Here is a 15,319-nt window from a genome sequence, read left to right on the forward strand (position 1 = left end):
CGCGTTTGAAGCTTTTTACGATGCACGCATTTGGGACAGGCGGAAGATTACTTCCCGAGTCTGAAGATGTCCGGGGGGACGGGGATGATGAATAAATGGCTGGCGGCCGCCATTCTGGCGGTATCGTTTCTTGTCGTGGCGCCAATGGCACATGGGCAGGAAAAAGGCGCAGTGCGCGAAGGGTTTTCGGCTGAAACGCTCAGCGGAAAGAAAATTTTGCTGTTTCGGCCGTCGGTTTGGGTAGGCGAGCAGTCTACGGGCGGGCTCGCCGAGCCTAACGCCGATTGGACCGCGCAGGCGCGCGAGTTTCTGAATGCCGAACTGGCCCGCCGCCAGATAGAGTTCAGCAACGAGCTGATCATCGAGCCCGATCTTGTCGGCGAGGACGCCAAGCTTTTTTCCGAACATCGGGCTTTGTTCAACTCGGTTGCCAGTTCGGTCGTCAATTACCAGTTCTTTGCCGGAAACCGTCTCCCGACGCGGAAGAACAAGGCATTTGACTGGACGCTGGGAGAGGGCACCAAAGCAATCGCGGAGAGGACCGGCGCGCAATATGGGCTATTTGTCCGGACCGAGGACCAATATGGCTCATTCGGGCGAAAGATGTTTCAGGTTCTCGCGATCGGGCTGGTCGGCGCGGGCGTGAGTTCGGGCAAGCATGTCGGCTATGCGGGACTTGTCGATTTGCACACCGGAAATCTGGTCTGGTTGAACGCCGACGAGCAAATGGGCGGTGACGTCCGCACCGAGGAGGGCATGCAAAAGCGCGTTGGTCAATTGCTGGAGGATTTTCCGGGTTTCAAGCCGGTCGCTACGGCAACCAAATGACCAAGCGGGCAATCGTTGCGGCAGTAGTGATGCTGGCCGCCCCTTCTTCCTTGGCCGCGCGTGAACCGTTCGAAAGGCCGACCTATGCAGGGGCATATGAGCCGCTGGGCGTCGATGAGCGCGGTTTGTGGATGCAAATGGACGATTATGAAAGGGCGTTTCGCGATTCCCCTTTGGTCGTTCGAGATGAAGCTCTCACCAAATATGTAAAGAGCGTACTTTGTAAAACGGTCGGACCAGATCGTTGCGAAGCAACGCGAGTCTATATTGTCCAGGATAAGCTGTTCAATGCGAGCATGGCACCAAATGGAATGATGCAGGTACACACCGGCTTGTTGGCTCGCGTGCATTCGGAAGCGGAACTGGCGACGGTATTGGGACACGAATTTGCTCATTTTGAGCTGCGGCACAGCTTGAATGGCTTTAAGGAGCAGCGAAAAGGCAGCGACTTGATGGCGTGGATCGGCTTGGCGGGCGCCGCCGCTGCCCCGAACACCGGTCTCGGCTTCGCCCAAACGCCGATCGCATTCGGTTTCTTCGGCTTTAAGCGTGCGCAGGAGTCCGAAGCGGACGCTCTTTCCGCATCCTACATCAAGGCATCGGCTTACCCGCTGCGTGCATCGGCCGTGTGGACGCGACTGATGGAAGAAGAGGACGCGCTGAAAGAAGAGCGGAAGTTGCGCAAAATTCGCCGGCGAAATCCGGGGGCGATCGATACGCACCCCACTGATTTACAGCGTGTCGCCTATTTCGCCGAGCAGGAAGCCGAGGCGGGAGCAGCGGAGGGCGACGAGGGGCGCGAAGCCTATGGTGCGGAGACCGCGCGCGTTCTGCCGACGCTCTTCGACAGCTTGGTCAAGGGCAACGAGTTCGCCGCTGCCGACTATGTCATCCAAAGCCGGGCCAACGCCTTGGGCTGGGACGGATTGTTGCTTCATGCCCGCGGCGAGCTGTATCGGCTGCGCGGCAACCCGCGGGATCTGGTGACGGCTCGGCAGTTTTACGAACAAGCGATCGCGACCGGTTCGGCGCCTGCCGAGGCGTGGCGCGGCGTGGGACTGACCGCGATGCGCGGCGGGGATAGCTCGGCGGGAAAAGCCGCGTTGCGCGAATATCTGGTCCGATTGCCGCAGGCATCCGACGCCGCGGCCATGAAAATGCTGTTGGAGAATTGAAATGGCTATCCATCGTCGTTCGGTGATTTTCGTCGCGGTTGTGCTTGCTGCCTGGAGCCCGTCTGCAAGTGCGGGCTGGAAGCTGATAAGCGCAAAAGAAACCGCGCAGGTCGATGGCTTGAAAGTAACGCCCGAAAGAGACTGGAACCAAGGTGGACGGCCCGGCAAGCAGGGACGGGTGTGGACGCAGGATGGTGTCGGTCTCAACGCGATCGAGTTCTTCTCCGCCATTCCTGCGGGTGGGTCGCTGTACAAGGAGCGCGACAAGAAGAATAATCCGATGCCAAAGTTCGACAGCGGTCTGTTGCTGCCCGAACTGGCCGATTTTTTTGAACGCAGCTTTCGCGCGGCGAACCAGCTTTCCGATTTTACGATCGTCGAATCGGCCCCAACCGACATCGGCGGGAATAAGGGGTTGCTGGTCCGCTATCGTTATACGATGCCGAATGACGAGTTGACGCGGCTTGGCGAGGCTCGCCTGGCGGTCGTCGACGGCAAATTATTCGTAGCGAATTATTATGCGCCGCAACTGCACTATTTCGGCGCCGGCCTGCCCGAGGCACAAGCCATGATGCAGCGCGTAAGATTCTGAGGTCCGCGAGCGGCGCCGGGCGAGTCTAGCGTGGAGGTGCCGACCACACGCTTTTTCCTTCCTTCACCGTTTCAAGAACGCGGATGTCCTTGATTCCATCGACCGGCGTCGTCAGCGGGTTCTGGTCGAGGATCACGAAGTCGGCGAGCAGGCCGGGCTTGATGCGGCCCTTGCGGTCTTCCTCGAAGATTTGCCAGGCGGGGCCGGTGGTGAGCGCCTGCAGTGCGGCATAGGCGCCCAGCCGTTCCTTTTCGCCGCTGACGACGCCGGCGGGCGAGACGCGCGCCATCGAGGTCCAGAGCATGAAGCGCGTGTCGAGCGGGGTGACGCTATAATCGCTGTGGTTGGAGGCGATCAGCCCCGCAGCGCGCGCCGAGGCGAAGGGGCTGATGAAATCGACCACTTCGTCGGGGAAATTGGTCCGGTGAATGTCGGCCCAATACCATGTGTGGTTCGAGAAATAGGCGGGGCCGACGCCGATGCGCTTGTAGGCCGCGAGCTGATCGGGGCGCTGGAACTGCGAGTGGATGACGATCGGGCGGCGGTTCGCGGCGGCGGTGATTCCGAGCGCGTCGAAGCCCTCGATCGCCATGTCGATCGCCGCGTCGCCATTGGCGTGGACGAAGAGCTGCCAGCCGCGGTCGTGGACCTTCTTCGCCTGCACGATGAAGTCGGTTTCGGAGAGCACCGGTTCGCCGTGCCAGGGATGATGACCCTCGGGGCTGCCGCGCTTGTAATCGCGGGTGAAATAGCCGGTGCGCGCCTGCACCGACCCGTCAAGGACGAACTTGATCCCCTGCAGCTTCACATGGCCCTGATAGCTGCCGAATTTGAGCGCGGACTGCGCGAGCAGCGCGTCGAGCCCGGTCGAGAAGGGGAGGAGCGCGAGGTCGATTTTCAGTCGCTCGCGTGCGGCGGGCGACGTGAGGAAGGCGACGTCGGGCGGCTGGGTCGCGCCGTCCTGCGCATGCGTATAGCCCTCGGCGAAATAGGCGTTTTGCGCGGCGTCGAGCGCGGCGAGTTTCTGCTCCGCTGTCGGCTGCGGCAATTTGGCGAGCAGCAGGAACATCGCCTTTTCGAGCAATACGCCGTTGAGCTTGCCCGCTTCATCGCGGAGCATCATCCCGCCGGGCGGGACGGGGGTGGTCTCGTCGATGCCCGCGGCCTTCAGCGCGGCGCTGTTGGCGACCGCGCCGTGGAGCGAGACATGGAGGACGACGAGCGGGCGGTCGGGGGCGATCGCGTCGAGTTCGGCGCGGGTGATATAGCGTTTTTCGGCGAGCGTCTCGTGGTCGAACTGCCAGACGGTCGCCCAGCGTCCGGGCTGGGCCGGGGTGCGGGCGAGATAGTCGCGGATCGCCGCGATGACGCCGGCGACGTCGGTGACCGGCGCTCCGGCACGGAGATCGAGCCCGCCGGCGGTCAGCGTGGCGACGGTGAAATGCGAATGGGCGTCGATGAAGCCGGGGAGCATCGTCGCGCCGTTGAGGTCATGGACAACGGCGCCGTCGCCAGCGGCGGCGCGAGCCTGCTTTTCGGAACCGGCGAAGGCGATGCGGTCGCCCTTTGTCAAGACCGCTTCGACAGTCTGCGGCGTCTCGCCGTCCATCGTGATGATCGGGCCGCCGAGGTAGAGCGTGGTGTCCTGCGCTGTGGCGGGCGCTGTGTTCGCCAAGAGCAGCGCGATGGCGGCGGTGATGGATTTCATATGTCTCTCCCCTTGCTGCCATCGTGGCGGCGGAGGGAAGGGCGGGTCAAGAGGTTAGCAAGCTAATTTTAATCCTCCCTGTCGCGGAGCGATCGGGAGTGGCAGCCCGTAGGACTGACGGGGACTGGTGACTCTGCCATCGTCGCCCCTCCACCACGCCCTGCGGGCGCGGTCCCCCTCCCCATCGCTTCGCGACAGGGAGGATCTGCTTAAACCTGATCGGGCGGCACTTCGTCGGGGCCGCGGCCGGGCTGGTCGATATCGCCGCCGCCGGGGCTGCCGGGGATTTCGACCGGTTGACCGGCTGGGTCCTCGAGCGGTGTCGGCTGGGTCGGCCGTTCGGGCGGCGCGACCGGATCGATGATATCGGGCTTGGGCTTGGGCAGCGGGTCGGCCGCCTTGACATGGAGGTCCGAGGGGTAGGGCATCATATATCTCCTTGACCTGATCAACGAACCGGCGCGACGCATGTTCCGCCAGCGGAACGGGCGGCTTTGTGCCCTTGCCCTTGGCCGCGTGTCTGCTATAGCCCCGCGCGGCCCGCACGGGCGTGCGCGGCAGCGCGCGATTTCGTGCACCCGGCCGAAAACACCTGCGGGCGTGGCGGAATTGGTAGACGCGCTGGTTTTAGGTACCAGTATCGCAAGATGTGGGGGTTCGAGTCCCTTCGCCCGCACCATTCCGCAATGCAGGCCGGGATCATGGGGAACTTCGCCCTTTTGGCGGGGTTCGATACGAGATTTTGAGCAAGGATAAGACCAAGGCAATGAAGACCGTCGAAACGCTGAACGAAGGCCTGAAGCGCGAATATCGCGTCACGATCACCGCCAAGGATATCGACGCGCGCGTCGACGACGAGGTGAAGAGCATCGCCCCGACCGTCCGCATGCCCGGTTTCCGCCCCGGCAAGGTGCCGCCGAACCTGATCCGCAAGATGCACGGCCCCGCGCTGTCGGCCGATGCGCTCAACAAGGCGATCGACGCCGGCGTGCGCGACCTGATGGCGAAGGAAAAGCTTCGCCCCGCGCTGCAGCCGGCCGTGACGCTCGCCGACGGTTATGAAAGCGGCAAGGATGCCGAAGTCACCGTCGCGCTGGAAGTACTGCCCGAAATCGAAACCCCGTCGATCGACGGGCTGAAGCTCGAGCGCCTGACCGTTCCCGCCGACGACAAGGCGGTGATGGCGAAGATCGAGGAATTCGCCGCGCAGATGAAGCGGTTCGAGGAAGCGCCGAAGACCAAGAAAGCCGCGACCGGCGACCAGGTCATCATCGACTTCGCCGGCAGCGTCGACGGCGTCGCCTTCGACGGTGGCACGGGCGAGGACATGGCGGTCGAAATCGGCTCGGGCCAGCTGATCCCGGGCTTCGAAGACCAGCTCGTCGGCGTCAAGGCCGGCGACGAAAAGGTGCTGAAGGTCAGCTTCCCCGACGAATATCCGGTCGAAAATCTGAAGGGCAAGCCCGCCGAATTCGCCGTCACGGTGAAGGAAGTGAAGGTTCCCGCGGCGTCGAAGATCGACGACGAGTTCGCCAAGACGCTCGGCCTCGAAAGCCTCGACAAGCTGAAAGAGCTGATGAAGGATCAGGTCGAGCAGGAACTCAACGGCCTGACGCGTACCTATATGAAGCGCAAGCTGCTCGACCAGCTCGCCGCGAGCCATGATTTCGAAGTGCCGCCGACGATGGTCGAGGCCGAGTTCAACCAGATCTGGCAGCAGCTCGAGCATGAAGCGAGCCACGAGGAAGATCCCGAAGCGGCGAAGGCCGAACTCGAGAGCGACCGCGACGAATATCGCAGCATCGCGGTGCGCCGCGTCCGCCTCGGCCTGCTCCTGTCGGAAATCGGCCAGGCGCATGGCGTGCAGGTGTCGGCGCAGGAAATGCAGCGCCTCGTCATGCAGGCGGCGCAGCAGTATCGCCCCGAAGATCGCCAGCGTTTCGTCGAATATGTCCAGCAGGACGCGCTCGCCGCCGCGCAGCTCCGCGCCCCGCTCTATGAGGACAAGGTCGTCGACTTCCTGTTCGAAAAGGCCGAGATCAGCGACCGCGAAGTGACGCGCGAAGAGATCGAAGCCGCGATCGAAGCCGACGACGACGGCCACGTCCACGGCCCGGGCTGCGGTCACGACCATGACCATGACGCGAAGCCCGCCAAAAAGGCGGCCGCGAAGAAGGCTGCGCCCGCCAAGAAGGATGCGGTGAAGGAAGAGGCCAAGGAAGAAAAGGCCGAGGCTCCCGCCAAGAAGGCGCCGGCGAAGAAGGCCGAAGCCAAGACTGAGGACAAGCCCGCGGCGAAGAAGGCTGCTCCGGCGAAGGCCGCTGCGGCCGAGAAGGCTGAGTCCGCCAAAAAAGCTCCGGCCAAGAAGGCTGCGGCGAAGAAATAGGCTTCGGCTGATGATTACAAAAAAGGCCGGGTGGAGGATGCTCCACCCGGCCTTTTTCGTTTGAATCGTCGCCCCGCGAAGGCGGGGGCCGCTACCGGTGTAACGCAAGGTTGCTGGCGGCCCCCGCCTTCGCGGGGGCGACGGACACCGCCTAAATCACGTCCATATTATAGCAATGCCAGCTGAAGATCGCGGCGGCGCCGCGGTGCGGGCGCCAGGCTTCGGCCAGCTCGCGCGCCATTTTCTCGCTCGGGCGCACGCCCAGTTGCATAATGCGGCCGACGGCTTCCTGCACCGCGAGGTCGCCCGCGGGCCAGATGTCGGGGCGGCCTTCGGCGAAGAGCAGGTAGATTTCGGCCGACCAGCGCCCGATGCCCTTGACGCGCGTGAGCAAGGCGATCGCTTCCTCATCGTCGGCGGGGAGCGCGTCGAAGGTCAGATCGCCGTCGAGGATGAGCTGGGCGAGGCTTTTGGCATAGCCCTGCTTCTGCCCCGACAGGCCGCAGGCGCGCAGCGTGTCGAAATCGGCGGCGGCCATGACTTCGGCGGGGCAGCCTTCGCCGAATTGCGCCTCGAGCTTGTTCCAGATCGAGGTCGCGGCGGCGACGCTGACCTGCTGGCCGACGATCGTGCGAAGAAGCGTCGTATAGCCGGGCGCGCGGATGCGCGGCTCGGGATAGCCCGCGTTGCCGAGCGCGCGCGCGAAATTGGCGTCGCGCTCCGCCAGCGCGTCGATTCCCGCGTTCAGCTGCTGCTGGCTTAGGCCCATCCTATATTCTCCTTTTGTTCCCAAGGTTGCTGATAGCAACGCTTGATTTGACAGGCAACGCGCGACATAGCGCCTGCGACAAGAAAGAGATGAGGGACTAGCATGGCCAAGCTGATTGTCGTGACGCGCGACGGAACCGAACATGAGATCGAAGGCGACACCAGCCTGACCGTGATGGAAAATATCCGCGACGCCGGTTTCGACGAATTGCTCGCGCTGTGCGGCGGCTGCTGTTCGTGCGCGACCTGCCATGTCCATGTCGAGGCGGGCGACAAGGACGCGATGCCCGCAATGAGCGAGGACGAGAACGACCTGCTCGATTCGACCACCGACCGCGACGATAATTCGCGCCTGTCGTGCCAGATCCCGTTCAGCGACGCGCTCGACGGGCTGAAAGTGCGGATCGCGGCGGAGGATTAGACCTTATTGGCCCGCCGTCGCGACCGCGTAGAGCGCGATCGCCGCGGCGTTCGAGATGTTGAGGCTCTCCATCCGCGGCGAGATGGGCAGCTTTGCCAGCACGTCGCAATGTTCCATGACATTGTGGCGCATCCCGTCGCCTTCGGAGCCGAGCACCAGCGCGACCTTGCTGCCGTCGAGCGTCGATCCGAGCGTCGTTTCGGTGTCGCCCATCAGCCCGATGCGCCAATATTGGGCCTCGGCGATCTCCTCCAGCGCGCGCGACAGGTTGACGACGCGCACCCATGGCACGGTTTCGAGCGCGCCCGATGCCGAACGCGCGATCACGCCGCTTTCGGGCGGGCTATGGCGGTCCTGCGTGATGATCGCCGCCGCATCGAACGCCGCCGCCGAGCGCAGCACCGCGCCGATATTGTGCGGATCGGTGACCTGGTCGAGGATAACGAGCGGACGCTTGCTCTCCGCATCCACCTCTTCCTGCAACAGGTCGCCGAGATGGATATTCTCGAGCGGGTCGACCTCGATCACCAACCCCTGATGCGGCGCGTCGCGCGCGACGAGTCGCGCGAGGTCGGCGACGTCCGCATAGCTGATCGGAATCACCGGCGGCAGGTCGAGCTGGCCCAATGCCTCGCGCGTGCCCCAGATGCGCTTGACGTTGCGTTCGGGGTTGGCGAGCGCGGCGAGAACGGCGTGGCGGCCCCAGAAACGGATGGCCTGACCGCGTTGGTTTCCGCCTGACGGGCGGCGATGTCGGGAAAATTGTCTCATAAGGCGCGCCTTTCCCACGACCGCCATTGACAGGCAAGCCTCGTTTCGCCATTGGACCGCTTCCCAAAGCGGGCCCCAAGGACAGGTGGCCGAGTGGTTAAAGGCAGCAGACTGTAAATCTGCCCGGGTTTCCGTACGCTGGTTCGAATCCAGCCCTGTCCACCACCCTCCCTTCCGAGGGTGTCCGCAGAAGTCCCTAGAAATCCCAGAAAACCTAGCGTATAATCGCCCATATTGTCCGCCTGCGTCCCTTGGTGTTTGCCTGCAACCGGATGCAAATGTGGGAGAGATGTGGGAGTAAATCGATTACTCCCACACTTTGAACCTTCCGCAAGCGGCGCTAAAGTGTGGGAGTAAGCGATGGGCAAGCTCACGGCGGTTGCGGTCAAGGCAGCTTTGGCGAATCCCGGCACCTATCAGGACGGTGACGGGCTGGTGCTTAGGGTGGACAAGCGGGGCGGAGCCTACTGGCTTTTGCGGCTCCAACGCGACGGCAAGCGGCAGGACATCGGTCTGGGTAGTGCTAAGCTGCTAACGCTGGCCGAGGCCCGGGATAAGGCCACGGGGCTCCGGAAGGCGGTCAAGCTAGATCGGCGCGACGTTCTGGCGGAGAGAAAAGATGAAGTCGCCGCGAAGGTGACGTTCCGCGTTGCCGCGCGCCAATATCACACCGAGAATGAGGCGGGTTGGAAAAGCGCGGTTTACGCGCGGCAATGGCTCGCCAGTCTGGAAAATTACGCCTTCCCGAAATTGGGCGATGTGCCGACCGGGGGTATTACGGCCGCTGACATCATCACAGTGCTGACACCGATCTGGCAGGAAATTCCTGAAACCGCCCGCCAAGTGCGCAACCGGATTTGTGCTGTGCTGGACTATGCCCACGCTAAGGGTTGGCGCTCCCGCGAAGCCCCATCGGGCAATGGCAGCCTGAAAGCGGGGCGTGGATTGCCTCGGCAGGTTAAATCGCGAGAGAATCGCAAGGCCATGCCCTATGTTGCCTTGCCCGCCTTCATCACTGCTTTGCGGCGCAAGCCATCCTATGGGCGGCTCGCGCTAGAACTGCTCATCCTTACCAGCGTGCGCAGTCAAGAGGTAAGGTTAGCGACATGGGCCGAATTTGATCTTGAAGGCCGTCTGTGGGCCATTCCCGCCGATCACATGAAGCGAGGCAAGGCGCACATGGTTCCGTTGTCTGACGCGGCTCTGGCGGTGTTGGCAAAAGCGAATGCCTTCCGGCTTCCGGACACAGATGTCGTTTTCCCCGGTTTGGCTGGCAAACCGATGTCTGACATGACTCTGCTAAAGGTGCTGCGCGACATGCGCGAGCCGTTCCACGTTCATGGTTTTCGCTCTACCTTCACCGATTGGGCAGCGAACGAAGGCTTTGCCGATGCCGTGGTAGAAGCGGCGCTGGCTCACAAGACGCCCGATGCGGTACAGGCTGCCTATCGCCGCACAACCTATCTTGGCACGCCTAGCCAGCCGGGTGCGCGCGTTAAGCTGATGGATGCCTGGAGCGGTTTTTGCGTTGGCGGCGTCGTTGGCACCGGCAATGTCGTGCCTTTGCCTGACAAGAAGGCGGGGTAGTGCGCGTTTTATTGCAGGCAGCAGTTCCTCTCGGAACTGCCATCGAGGGTGCGAATCGTACTCTCAAAAAACGTTGGAAATGCGTCGATTTACACTTCGGCCACGCAAGAGCACTCTAATCGCACTCTCTAAAAGTGGCGAAAAAGCGCCATGCACCCGTGCGTGAGGTGTGTATCCAAATTATGGGTCCGATGCGTAGCATCGCGGCCCGGGAATTGGTCGTTGTAGAGCATCGATGATTCCGAGAAGGGACGCGGGGGTGGTTTGTGCTTTGAAATCAGAGATGCGATAGGAAAGCCGCCGCAGGTTGTCGCTCAGCAACGTGCCCATCGGTCAATCGACATGGCATATTGGCGCTGAGAGGGCTTTATTACCCCGATATAGGCAGGGGTTCGCTGGAGTGGGGATAGATGGGGAAACTCTTGAAGTTTACAGAATCCACTCTGTCGCTATAGAATTTCTGCAGAGTTGTTTTTGAGGGGGAGGTATTATTGCCCAGCGGTCAGCCAGCCGACGCAGTCGCCGTTAGCAGTTTTCTCGGTTTCGATTTGGTAAACTGGATCATCTTTGTCGCTATCGTATTGCCGTTCGTGGTGGCATGGGTCATATTTCAAAAATACATGCGAGAAGTTCGTACGCCTATGCGCTCTCTTTGGAAGCACTTGTGGCCTACGTTCGCAGCTTTTGCTGTGCTTTTCATTGTTGCAATTTTATTCTTCTGGGCTCTTGTTCTAGAATCTAACGGAAATACTAGGCCACAGATTGTTTTGAGCTTTTTTTCCTCTTTGGCGGAGGATTTGGTCTTCTTCTCGCTCTTGGGGTTCATGATTATTTTAATTCAGAGAAGAGAGGCGGACCGGGGACGAAACTTTGATGACAAGATCGATCTACTTTTCGATGCGAAGCGGCTCAGGAGTGGAGAGATCGCGTATCTCCGCTCTCGGATTCAAACTGTGAGTTCTGACTGTCAAAATAACGATACAACGATTGACGTTATAGGCTTCGACGAGGCGAACGGACTAATTCAGATCGACGTCTCGCGCAGCTTCACTGTCGCAAATTATCTAACAAACGAGCCGGCAGTTTTCGAATTCAAACAAAGAGTGGTTCCAGATAATTCCTGTGGAAATGAACCATGTTTGAAAATTTTCCCTGCGGTTACGACAAGCCTACTTCCTGATGGCAAGGGGGGCTATGAGAGCCATGAAGACGAAATTCTTCATGAGGGGGGAGAATTCAGCGCCGATGAAAAATTCGAGCCTGAGTCTCGTAGGCTTGAAATTTTGCCTGGGCAGCTTCGGGAATTTCGAACCCGTTTTCGATGCTGGCAGAAAGTGGTTCCGCTTGAAGGGGCAGGATTGAAAGAGCTAAAGACTGCGGCGGGGGACCACGAAGGTTATCGCTTGCAGGCGAAAAAGCACTGGGATGAACTCACGATCCGAGTTCGAAACAGCTTGTCAGATAGGATTCGGATTGCCATACATGGGCAAGACAAGCGGATTTTTGAGGTTCATCCTGGAGATCAGCAGCACAAAGCGTACCGGATCGAGAACCTTTCGCACGAATCAAAAATTTCTGTGCTTTTCGGCGTTTTGAAGGATCCCGTTAAGGAACCAAGCGTTATAGAAACAGAGTGAAGGAGAATGAAAATGCGTGGAGTCGAAGATACCACTGAGTAGCCCATTCCGGCATTCCATTAACCGAAGCCCCAGCTGATGCTGGGGTTTTTTTTGTGCAAAATGTGTGGATCGGTTTTGGGTGCGCGGGTGACTGGGCACTAACTGATGTCCGATCAGGTGACGCGTTCCGAGACGATCAAGCTGTCGCAGCCGTCGCCTCTCTGATGACCGTTTCAAGCTTTTTCGGGCAAGCGCGACAGCTCGGCAGAGCTGATGCGCAGCAGGTTGGGCAAGCGGACGCGCATGACGAGTAAGAGGGGTCGGCGAGGTTTTTTGGCAATTTTTGGAGCGAAACTCCGGCTCTCCCACATTTGCGGAGATTGGCCCTATTCGCCGTTGTTCAGCCTAACCGCCACAGCATGCGCAGAAATCTTGCCCCGAGCGTCGGCCTTGGCTGCTATCGATGACGCAGGGTCGTCGATTATCCGGCCAAGCATGGCCAGTTCACGAGCCGATAGGAGCTGCTCCGCCGCATATTCGTCGGGCGTCATTTGGCTAATCCGTTGAATCCGCTCTCGCTCGATAGCCGTGTGATGCTTCTTACGCAGCCAAGCTACCAGCGGTCCAAGGTTCATGGCTGTGGACCGGCGTGCAAAAAGGACCCCGTTAGCGGGGTGATCGGCGTCTAAAAGGGACCCCTCATTTCGATGGTTTAAGCAGCCGGCTGGATAATCAGGCGGCGAGATCGGGATGTTGGTTTTGGAGACAGTGGTTCGGATTCGGCGCGAGTATGCCGGTGGTAAGGCGATCAAGGCGATCGCGCGGGATTTGCATGTGTCGCGGAAGGTGATCCGCAAGGCGATCCGAGCGCCGGAAGGCACATTCGACTATCAGCGCAAGGTTCAGCCACTGCCGCGGATCGGTCCGTTTCAGGATCGGCTCGATACGCTGCTGGAAGAGAATGAGGTGCGCGGCAGGCGCGAGCGGCTGCGGATGACGCGGATCCATGACCTGCTGGTGCGCGAAGGTTTTGAGGGCTCCTACGATGCCGTGCGCCGCTACACGGCGCGCTGGAAGGCCCTTCGGCGCAAGGATGCCGGCGATGGTGTCACCGCCTTCATCCCGCTGACGTTCAAGCCGGGCGAGGCCTACCAGTTCGACTGGAGCCATGAGGATGTAGAGATCGCCGGCACACCGATGCGAGTGAAGGTCGCGCATATGCGACTGTGCGCATCGCGAGCGGTCTATGTCCGAGCCTATCCACGCGAGAGCCAGGAGATGCTGTTCGACGCGCATGCGCGCGGCTTTGCCTTCTTCGGCGGCGTGCCGGGGCGCGGCATCTACGATAATATGAAGACGGCGGTGACCAGCGTGTTCACCGGCAAGGAACGGGTCTTCAACCGGCGGTTCCTGATCATGACCGCCCATTATATGATCGAGCCGACCGCCTGCTCGCCTGCGGCGGGATGGGAGAAGGGGCAGGTCGAGAACCAGGTGCAGACGATCCGGGGCCGCTTCTTCCAGCCCCGGTTGCGGTTCGCCAGCCTCGAGGAGCTCAATGGCTGGCTGGAGGCCGAGTGTCGGCGCTGGGCGGAACGGCAGGCGCATCCTGAGCAGGGCGAGCTAACCGTGGCGCAGGCGCTGGAGATCGAACGATCGGCACTGCAACCGATGCTGGGGCCGTTCGACGGCTTCAACGAGAGCGAGCATGCCGTGACGGGCACCTGCCTGATCAGCTTCGACCGCAACCGCTACTCGGTTCTCTCGACGATGGCGCGGCGCACGGTGCAGGTCCGTGCCTATGCCGACCGCATCATCGTGCGCTGCGGCGAGGAGGTTGTCGCCGAGCATCCTCGCTACTTCGGGCGTAACCGCACGATTTACGACCCCTGGCATTATCTGCCGGTGCTGGCCCGCAAGCCCGGCGCGCTACGGAACGGTGCGCCCTTCCAGGACTGGGATCTGCCGCCGGCACTGGCTCGCCTGCGCCGCAAGCTGGGGAACGGCGACGATGCCGACCGCCGGTTCGTCCGTGTGCTGTCGGCCGTGCTGACCGATGGCCTGGATCCGGTCGAAGCGGCCGTGCGCGAAGCGCTGGCGACCGGCACGGCGAGCGACGATCTGATCCTCAATATCCTGGCGCGCCGCCGCGAGCCGCCGCGCCCACTTACGATCATCACCTCCGAGGATAGCGCGCTACGCCATCCGCCGATCGCCGACTGCGCCCGTTACGACCAGCTGAGGACCTTCGATGCTGCGGCATGACATGATCGAGGCGATGCGCGGGCTTGGGCTCAAGGGCATGGCGGGCGCGTTCGACGATGCGGTCACCACCGGCCTTCAGCGCCAGCGCACCACGATGGAGATACTGACCGACCTTCTGCGGGCGGAAGCGACGCATCGCCATGCCGCGTCGATCCGATACCGGATGGCGGCCGCAAAGCTGCCGGTCGTGAAGGATATCGATGCGTTCCGGTTCGAGGGCACACCGATCAACGAGGGGCTGGTGCGTTCATTGCACAGCGGCGCGTTCCTGCCCGCACGGCGCAATATCGTCCTGGTGGGCGGCACGGGCACCGGCAAGACCCACCTGGCCATCGCTATCGCCGCCAATGTCGTTCGCTCGGGTGCGCGAGGCCGCTACTTCAACACCGTCGATCTGGTGACCCGCCTCGAGGAAGAGGCCAGGATCGGCAAGAGCGGTGCACTCGCCGCCCAGCTCGCCCGCCTCGATCTCGTGGTGCTGGATGAGCTGGGCTATCTACCGTTCGCCCGCTCAGGCGGCCAGTTGCTGTTCCATCTGATCAGTAAGCTCTACGAGCAGACCAGCGTCATCATCACCACCAACCTCGCGTTCGGCGAATGGCCCACGGTGTTCGGGGATCCCAAAATGACCACCGCGCTCCTCGATCGCGTGACCCATCATTGCGACATCGTCGAGACCGGCAATGACAGCTGGCGCTTCAAAAACCGCAGCTGACCACCCCCGCCGACCTCCGATTAAAAGATGCCTTTGCGCTGCGCGCGCCTCCGGTCGGGCTCCGCCCTCCCTACGCCGCGCGCAGCGCAAGAGCGCGTGTCCGATCAACCTTGCGCCATCTTGAAAAGGGGGTCCCTTTTGCGCGCCGATAGGGGGTCCCGTTTGCACGCCGATTGACACCAATATCATAGAGAGAATGCGGCGGGACGGAAAAGAGCTCTCTATGCGCGCATATCGAATCGGCGTTCGCGGCCGATCGGCAATTGATTGACGAGGCCGCGAACGGGAAGACGCGAAACGCCATACGCGCGATGCAGCTGGAAGCCGAGATGGCGATGAGCCCGATCATGCGCGCGCGGTCTTTCCGGATAAGCTTTGCCGACTATCGCCAGGATGAGCGGTTCGCAGGCGCCCATCATCCAAACCAACGCATCGATCGACACCTGTTTGTCACAATGAATTCCTAGGGCGCGACCACAACCAG

Annotated in this window: 15 protein-coding genes and 2 tRNA genes; 11 read left to right on the forward strand and 6 right to left on the reverse strand. The window is 61.5% G+C overall.

The features are described from left to right. Positions 1–84: 84 nt before the first annotated feature. From OVY29_RS02790 to OVY29_RS02800, 3 genes are read left to right on the forward strand one after another with little or no spacing between them, the layout of a single operon-like run. On the forward strand, positions 85–828 hold the full coding sequence (locus OVY29_RS02790) for a hypothetical protein (protein WP_313910824.1): 744 nt from the start codon (positions 85–87) through the stop codon (positions 826–828). Then, positions 825–2,003 (forward strand): M48 family metallopeptidase, encoded by a 1,179-nt coding sequence (locus OVY29_RS02795; RefSeq protein ID WP_313910825.1) that lies wholly within the window; start codon positions 825–827, stop codon positions 2,001–2,003. Before OVY29_RS02790 ends, OVY29_RS02795 begins: the two co-directional genes overlap by 4 nt. A 1-nt stretch (position 2,004) precedes the next feature. Continuing rightward, positions 2,005–2,595: a hypothetical protein gene (locus OVY29_RS02800; RefSeq protein ID WP_052181981.1), complete on the forward strand. Its 591-nt coding sequence runs from the start codon at positions 2,005–2,007 to the stop codon at positions 2,593–2,595. Positions 2,596–2,620: 25 nt separating this feature from the next. Here OVY29_RS02800 and OVY29_RS02805 read toward each other — a convergent pair whose 3' ends face one another. Together OVY29_RS02805 and OVY29_RS02810 are read right to left on the reverse strand one after the other, a co-directional pair. Beyond that, entirely contained in the window at positions 2,621–4,303 is a 1,683-nt protein-coding gene (locus tag OVY29_RS02805) for an amidohydrolase (protein WP_313910826.1), read from the reverse strand. 209 nt (positions 4,304–4,512) lie between these two features. Further along, a complete protein-coding gene (locus OVY29_RS02810) occupies positions 4,513–4,734 on the reverse strand; it encodes a hypothetical protein (RefSeq protein WP_313910827.1) in 222 nt (73 codons plus the stop codon). Positions 4,735–4,897: 163 nt separating this feature from the next. Here OVY29_RS02810 and OVY29_RS02815 point away from each other — a divergent pair. Both OVY29_RS02815 and tig read left to right on the forward strand, forming a co-directional pair. Further along, positions 4,898–4,982 (forward strand) — tRNA-Leu (locus tag OVY29_RS02815). A gap of 87 nt (positions 4,983–5,069) precedes the next feature. Then, a complete protein-coding gene (gene tig / locus OVY29_RS02820) occupies positions 5,070–6,689 on the forward strand; it encodes a trigger factor (RefSeq protein ID WP_313910828.1) in 1,620 nt (539 codons plus the stop codon). Positions 6,690–6,840: 151 nt separating this feature from the next. Here tig and OVY29_RS02825 read toward each other — a convergent pair whose 3' ends face one another. After that, a complete protein-coding gene (locus OVY29_RS02825) occupies positions 6,841–7,458 on the reverse strand; it encodes a DNA-3-methyladenine glycosylase 2 family protein (protein ID WP_313910829.1) in 618 nt (205 codons plus the stop codon). Positions 7,459–7,560: 102 nt separating this feature from the next. Between OVY29_RS02825 and OVY29_RS02830 the strand changes: the two genes are divergently transcribed. Beyond that, positions 7,561–7,878, forward strand: a complete 318-nt coding sequence (locus tag OVY29_RS02830) for a 2Fe-2S iron-sulfur cluster-binding protein (RefSeq protein ID WP_037553472.1) — start codon at positions 7,561–7,563, stop codon at positions 7,876–7,878. 3 nt (positions 7,879–7,881) lie between these two features. Here OVY29_RS02830 and rlmB read toward each other — a convergent pair whose 3' ends face one another. After that, complete coding sequence (gene rlmB, locus OVY29_RS02835) at positions 7,882–8,649, reverse strand: 23S rRNA (guanosine(2251)-2'-O)-methyltransferase RlmB (RefSeq protein WP_037553546.1); 768 nt, start codon at positions 8,647–8,649, stop codon at positions 7,882–7,884. Between the two features lie 79 nt (positions 8,650–8,728). On the opposite strand from rlmB, the gene OVY29_RS02840 reads away from it, so the two are divergent. From OVY29_RS02840 to OVY29_RS02850, 3 genes are all read left to right on the forward strand, one after another. After that, positions 8,729–8,814, forward strand: a tRNA-Tyr gene (locus OVY29_RS02840). Positions 8,815–9,009: 195 nt separating this feature from the next. Further along, positions 9,010–10,236, forward strand: coding sequence for a phage integrase central domain-containing protein (locus OVY29_RS02845; RefSeq protein ID WP_313910830.1), 1,227 nt, complete (start codon positions 9,010–9,012; stop codon positions 10,234–10,236). 491 nt (positions 10,237–10,727) lie between these two features. After that, positions 10,728–11,873, forward strand: a complete 1,146-nt coding sequence (locus OVY29_RS02850; RefSeq protein ID WP_313910831.1) for a hypothetical protein — start codon at positions 10,728–10,730, stop codon at positions 11,871–11,873. 368 nt (positions 11,874–12,241) lie between these two features. Here the strand turns inward: OVY29_RS02850 and OVY29_RS02855 are convergent, their stop codons facing one another. Next, positions 12,242–12,406 carry a hypothetical protein gene (locus tag OVY29_RS02855; RefSeq protein ID WP_313910832.1) on the reverse strand — a complete coding sequence of 55 codons (165 nt, stop codon included), beginning with the start codon at positions 12,404–12,406 and terminating at the stop codon, positions 12,242–12,244. A gap of 199 nt (positions 12,407–12,605) precedes the next feature. On the opposite strand from OVY29_RS02855, the gene istA reads away from it, so the two are divergent. Together istA and istB are read left to right on the forward strand one after the other, a co-directional pair. Continuing rightward, positions 12,606–14,120 (forward strand): IS21 family transposase, encoded by a 1,515-nt coding sequence (gene istA, locus OVY29_RS02860; protein ID WP_300501672.1) that lies wholly within the window; start codon positions 12,606–12,608, stop codon positions 14,118–14,120. Further along, positions 14,107–14,835: an IS21-like element helper ATPase IstB gene (gene istB, locus OVY29_RS02865; protein WP_300501673.1), complete on the forward strand. Its 729-nt coding sequence runs from the start codon at positions 14,107–14,109 to the stop codon at positions 14,833–14,835. The genes istA and istB overlap by 14 nt, the downstream gene beginning before the upstream one ends. Positions 14,836–15,056: 221 nt before the next feature. Here istB and OVY29_RS02870 read toward each other — a convergent pair whose 3' ends face one another. Beyond that, the gene (locus OVY29_RS02870) at positions 15,057–15,278 is read right to left on the reverse strand and encodes a hypothetical protein (protein WP_313910833.1); all 222 of its coding nucleotides are present in this window, start codon (positions 15,276–15,278) and stop codon (positions 15,057–15,059) included. Between the last annotated feature and the right edge of the window lie 41 nt (positions 15,279–15,319).

The organism is Sphingopyxis sp. SE2, assembly GCF_032227185.1.
GTDB lineage: Bacteria > Pseudomonadota > Alphaproteobacteria > Sphingomonadales > Sphingomonadaceae > Sphingopyxis.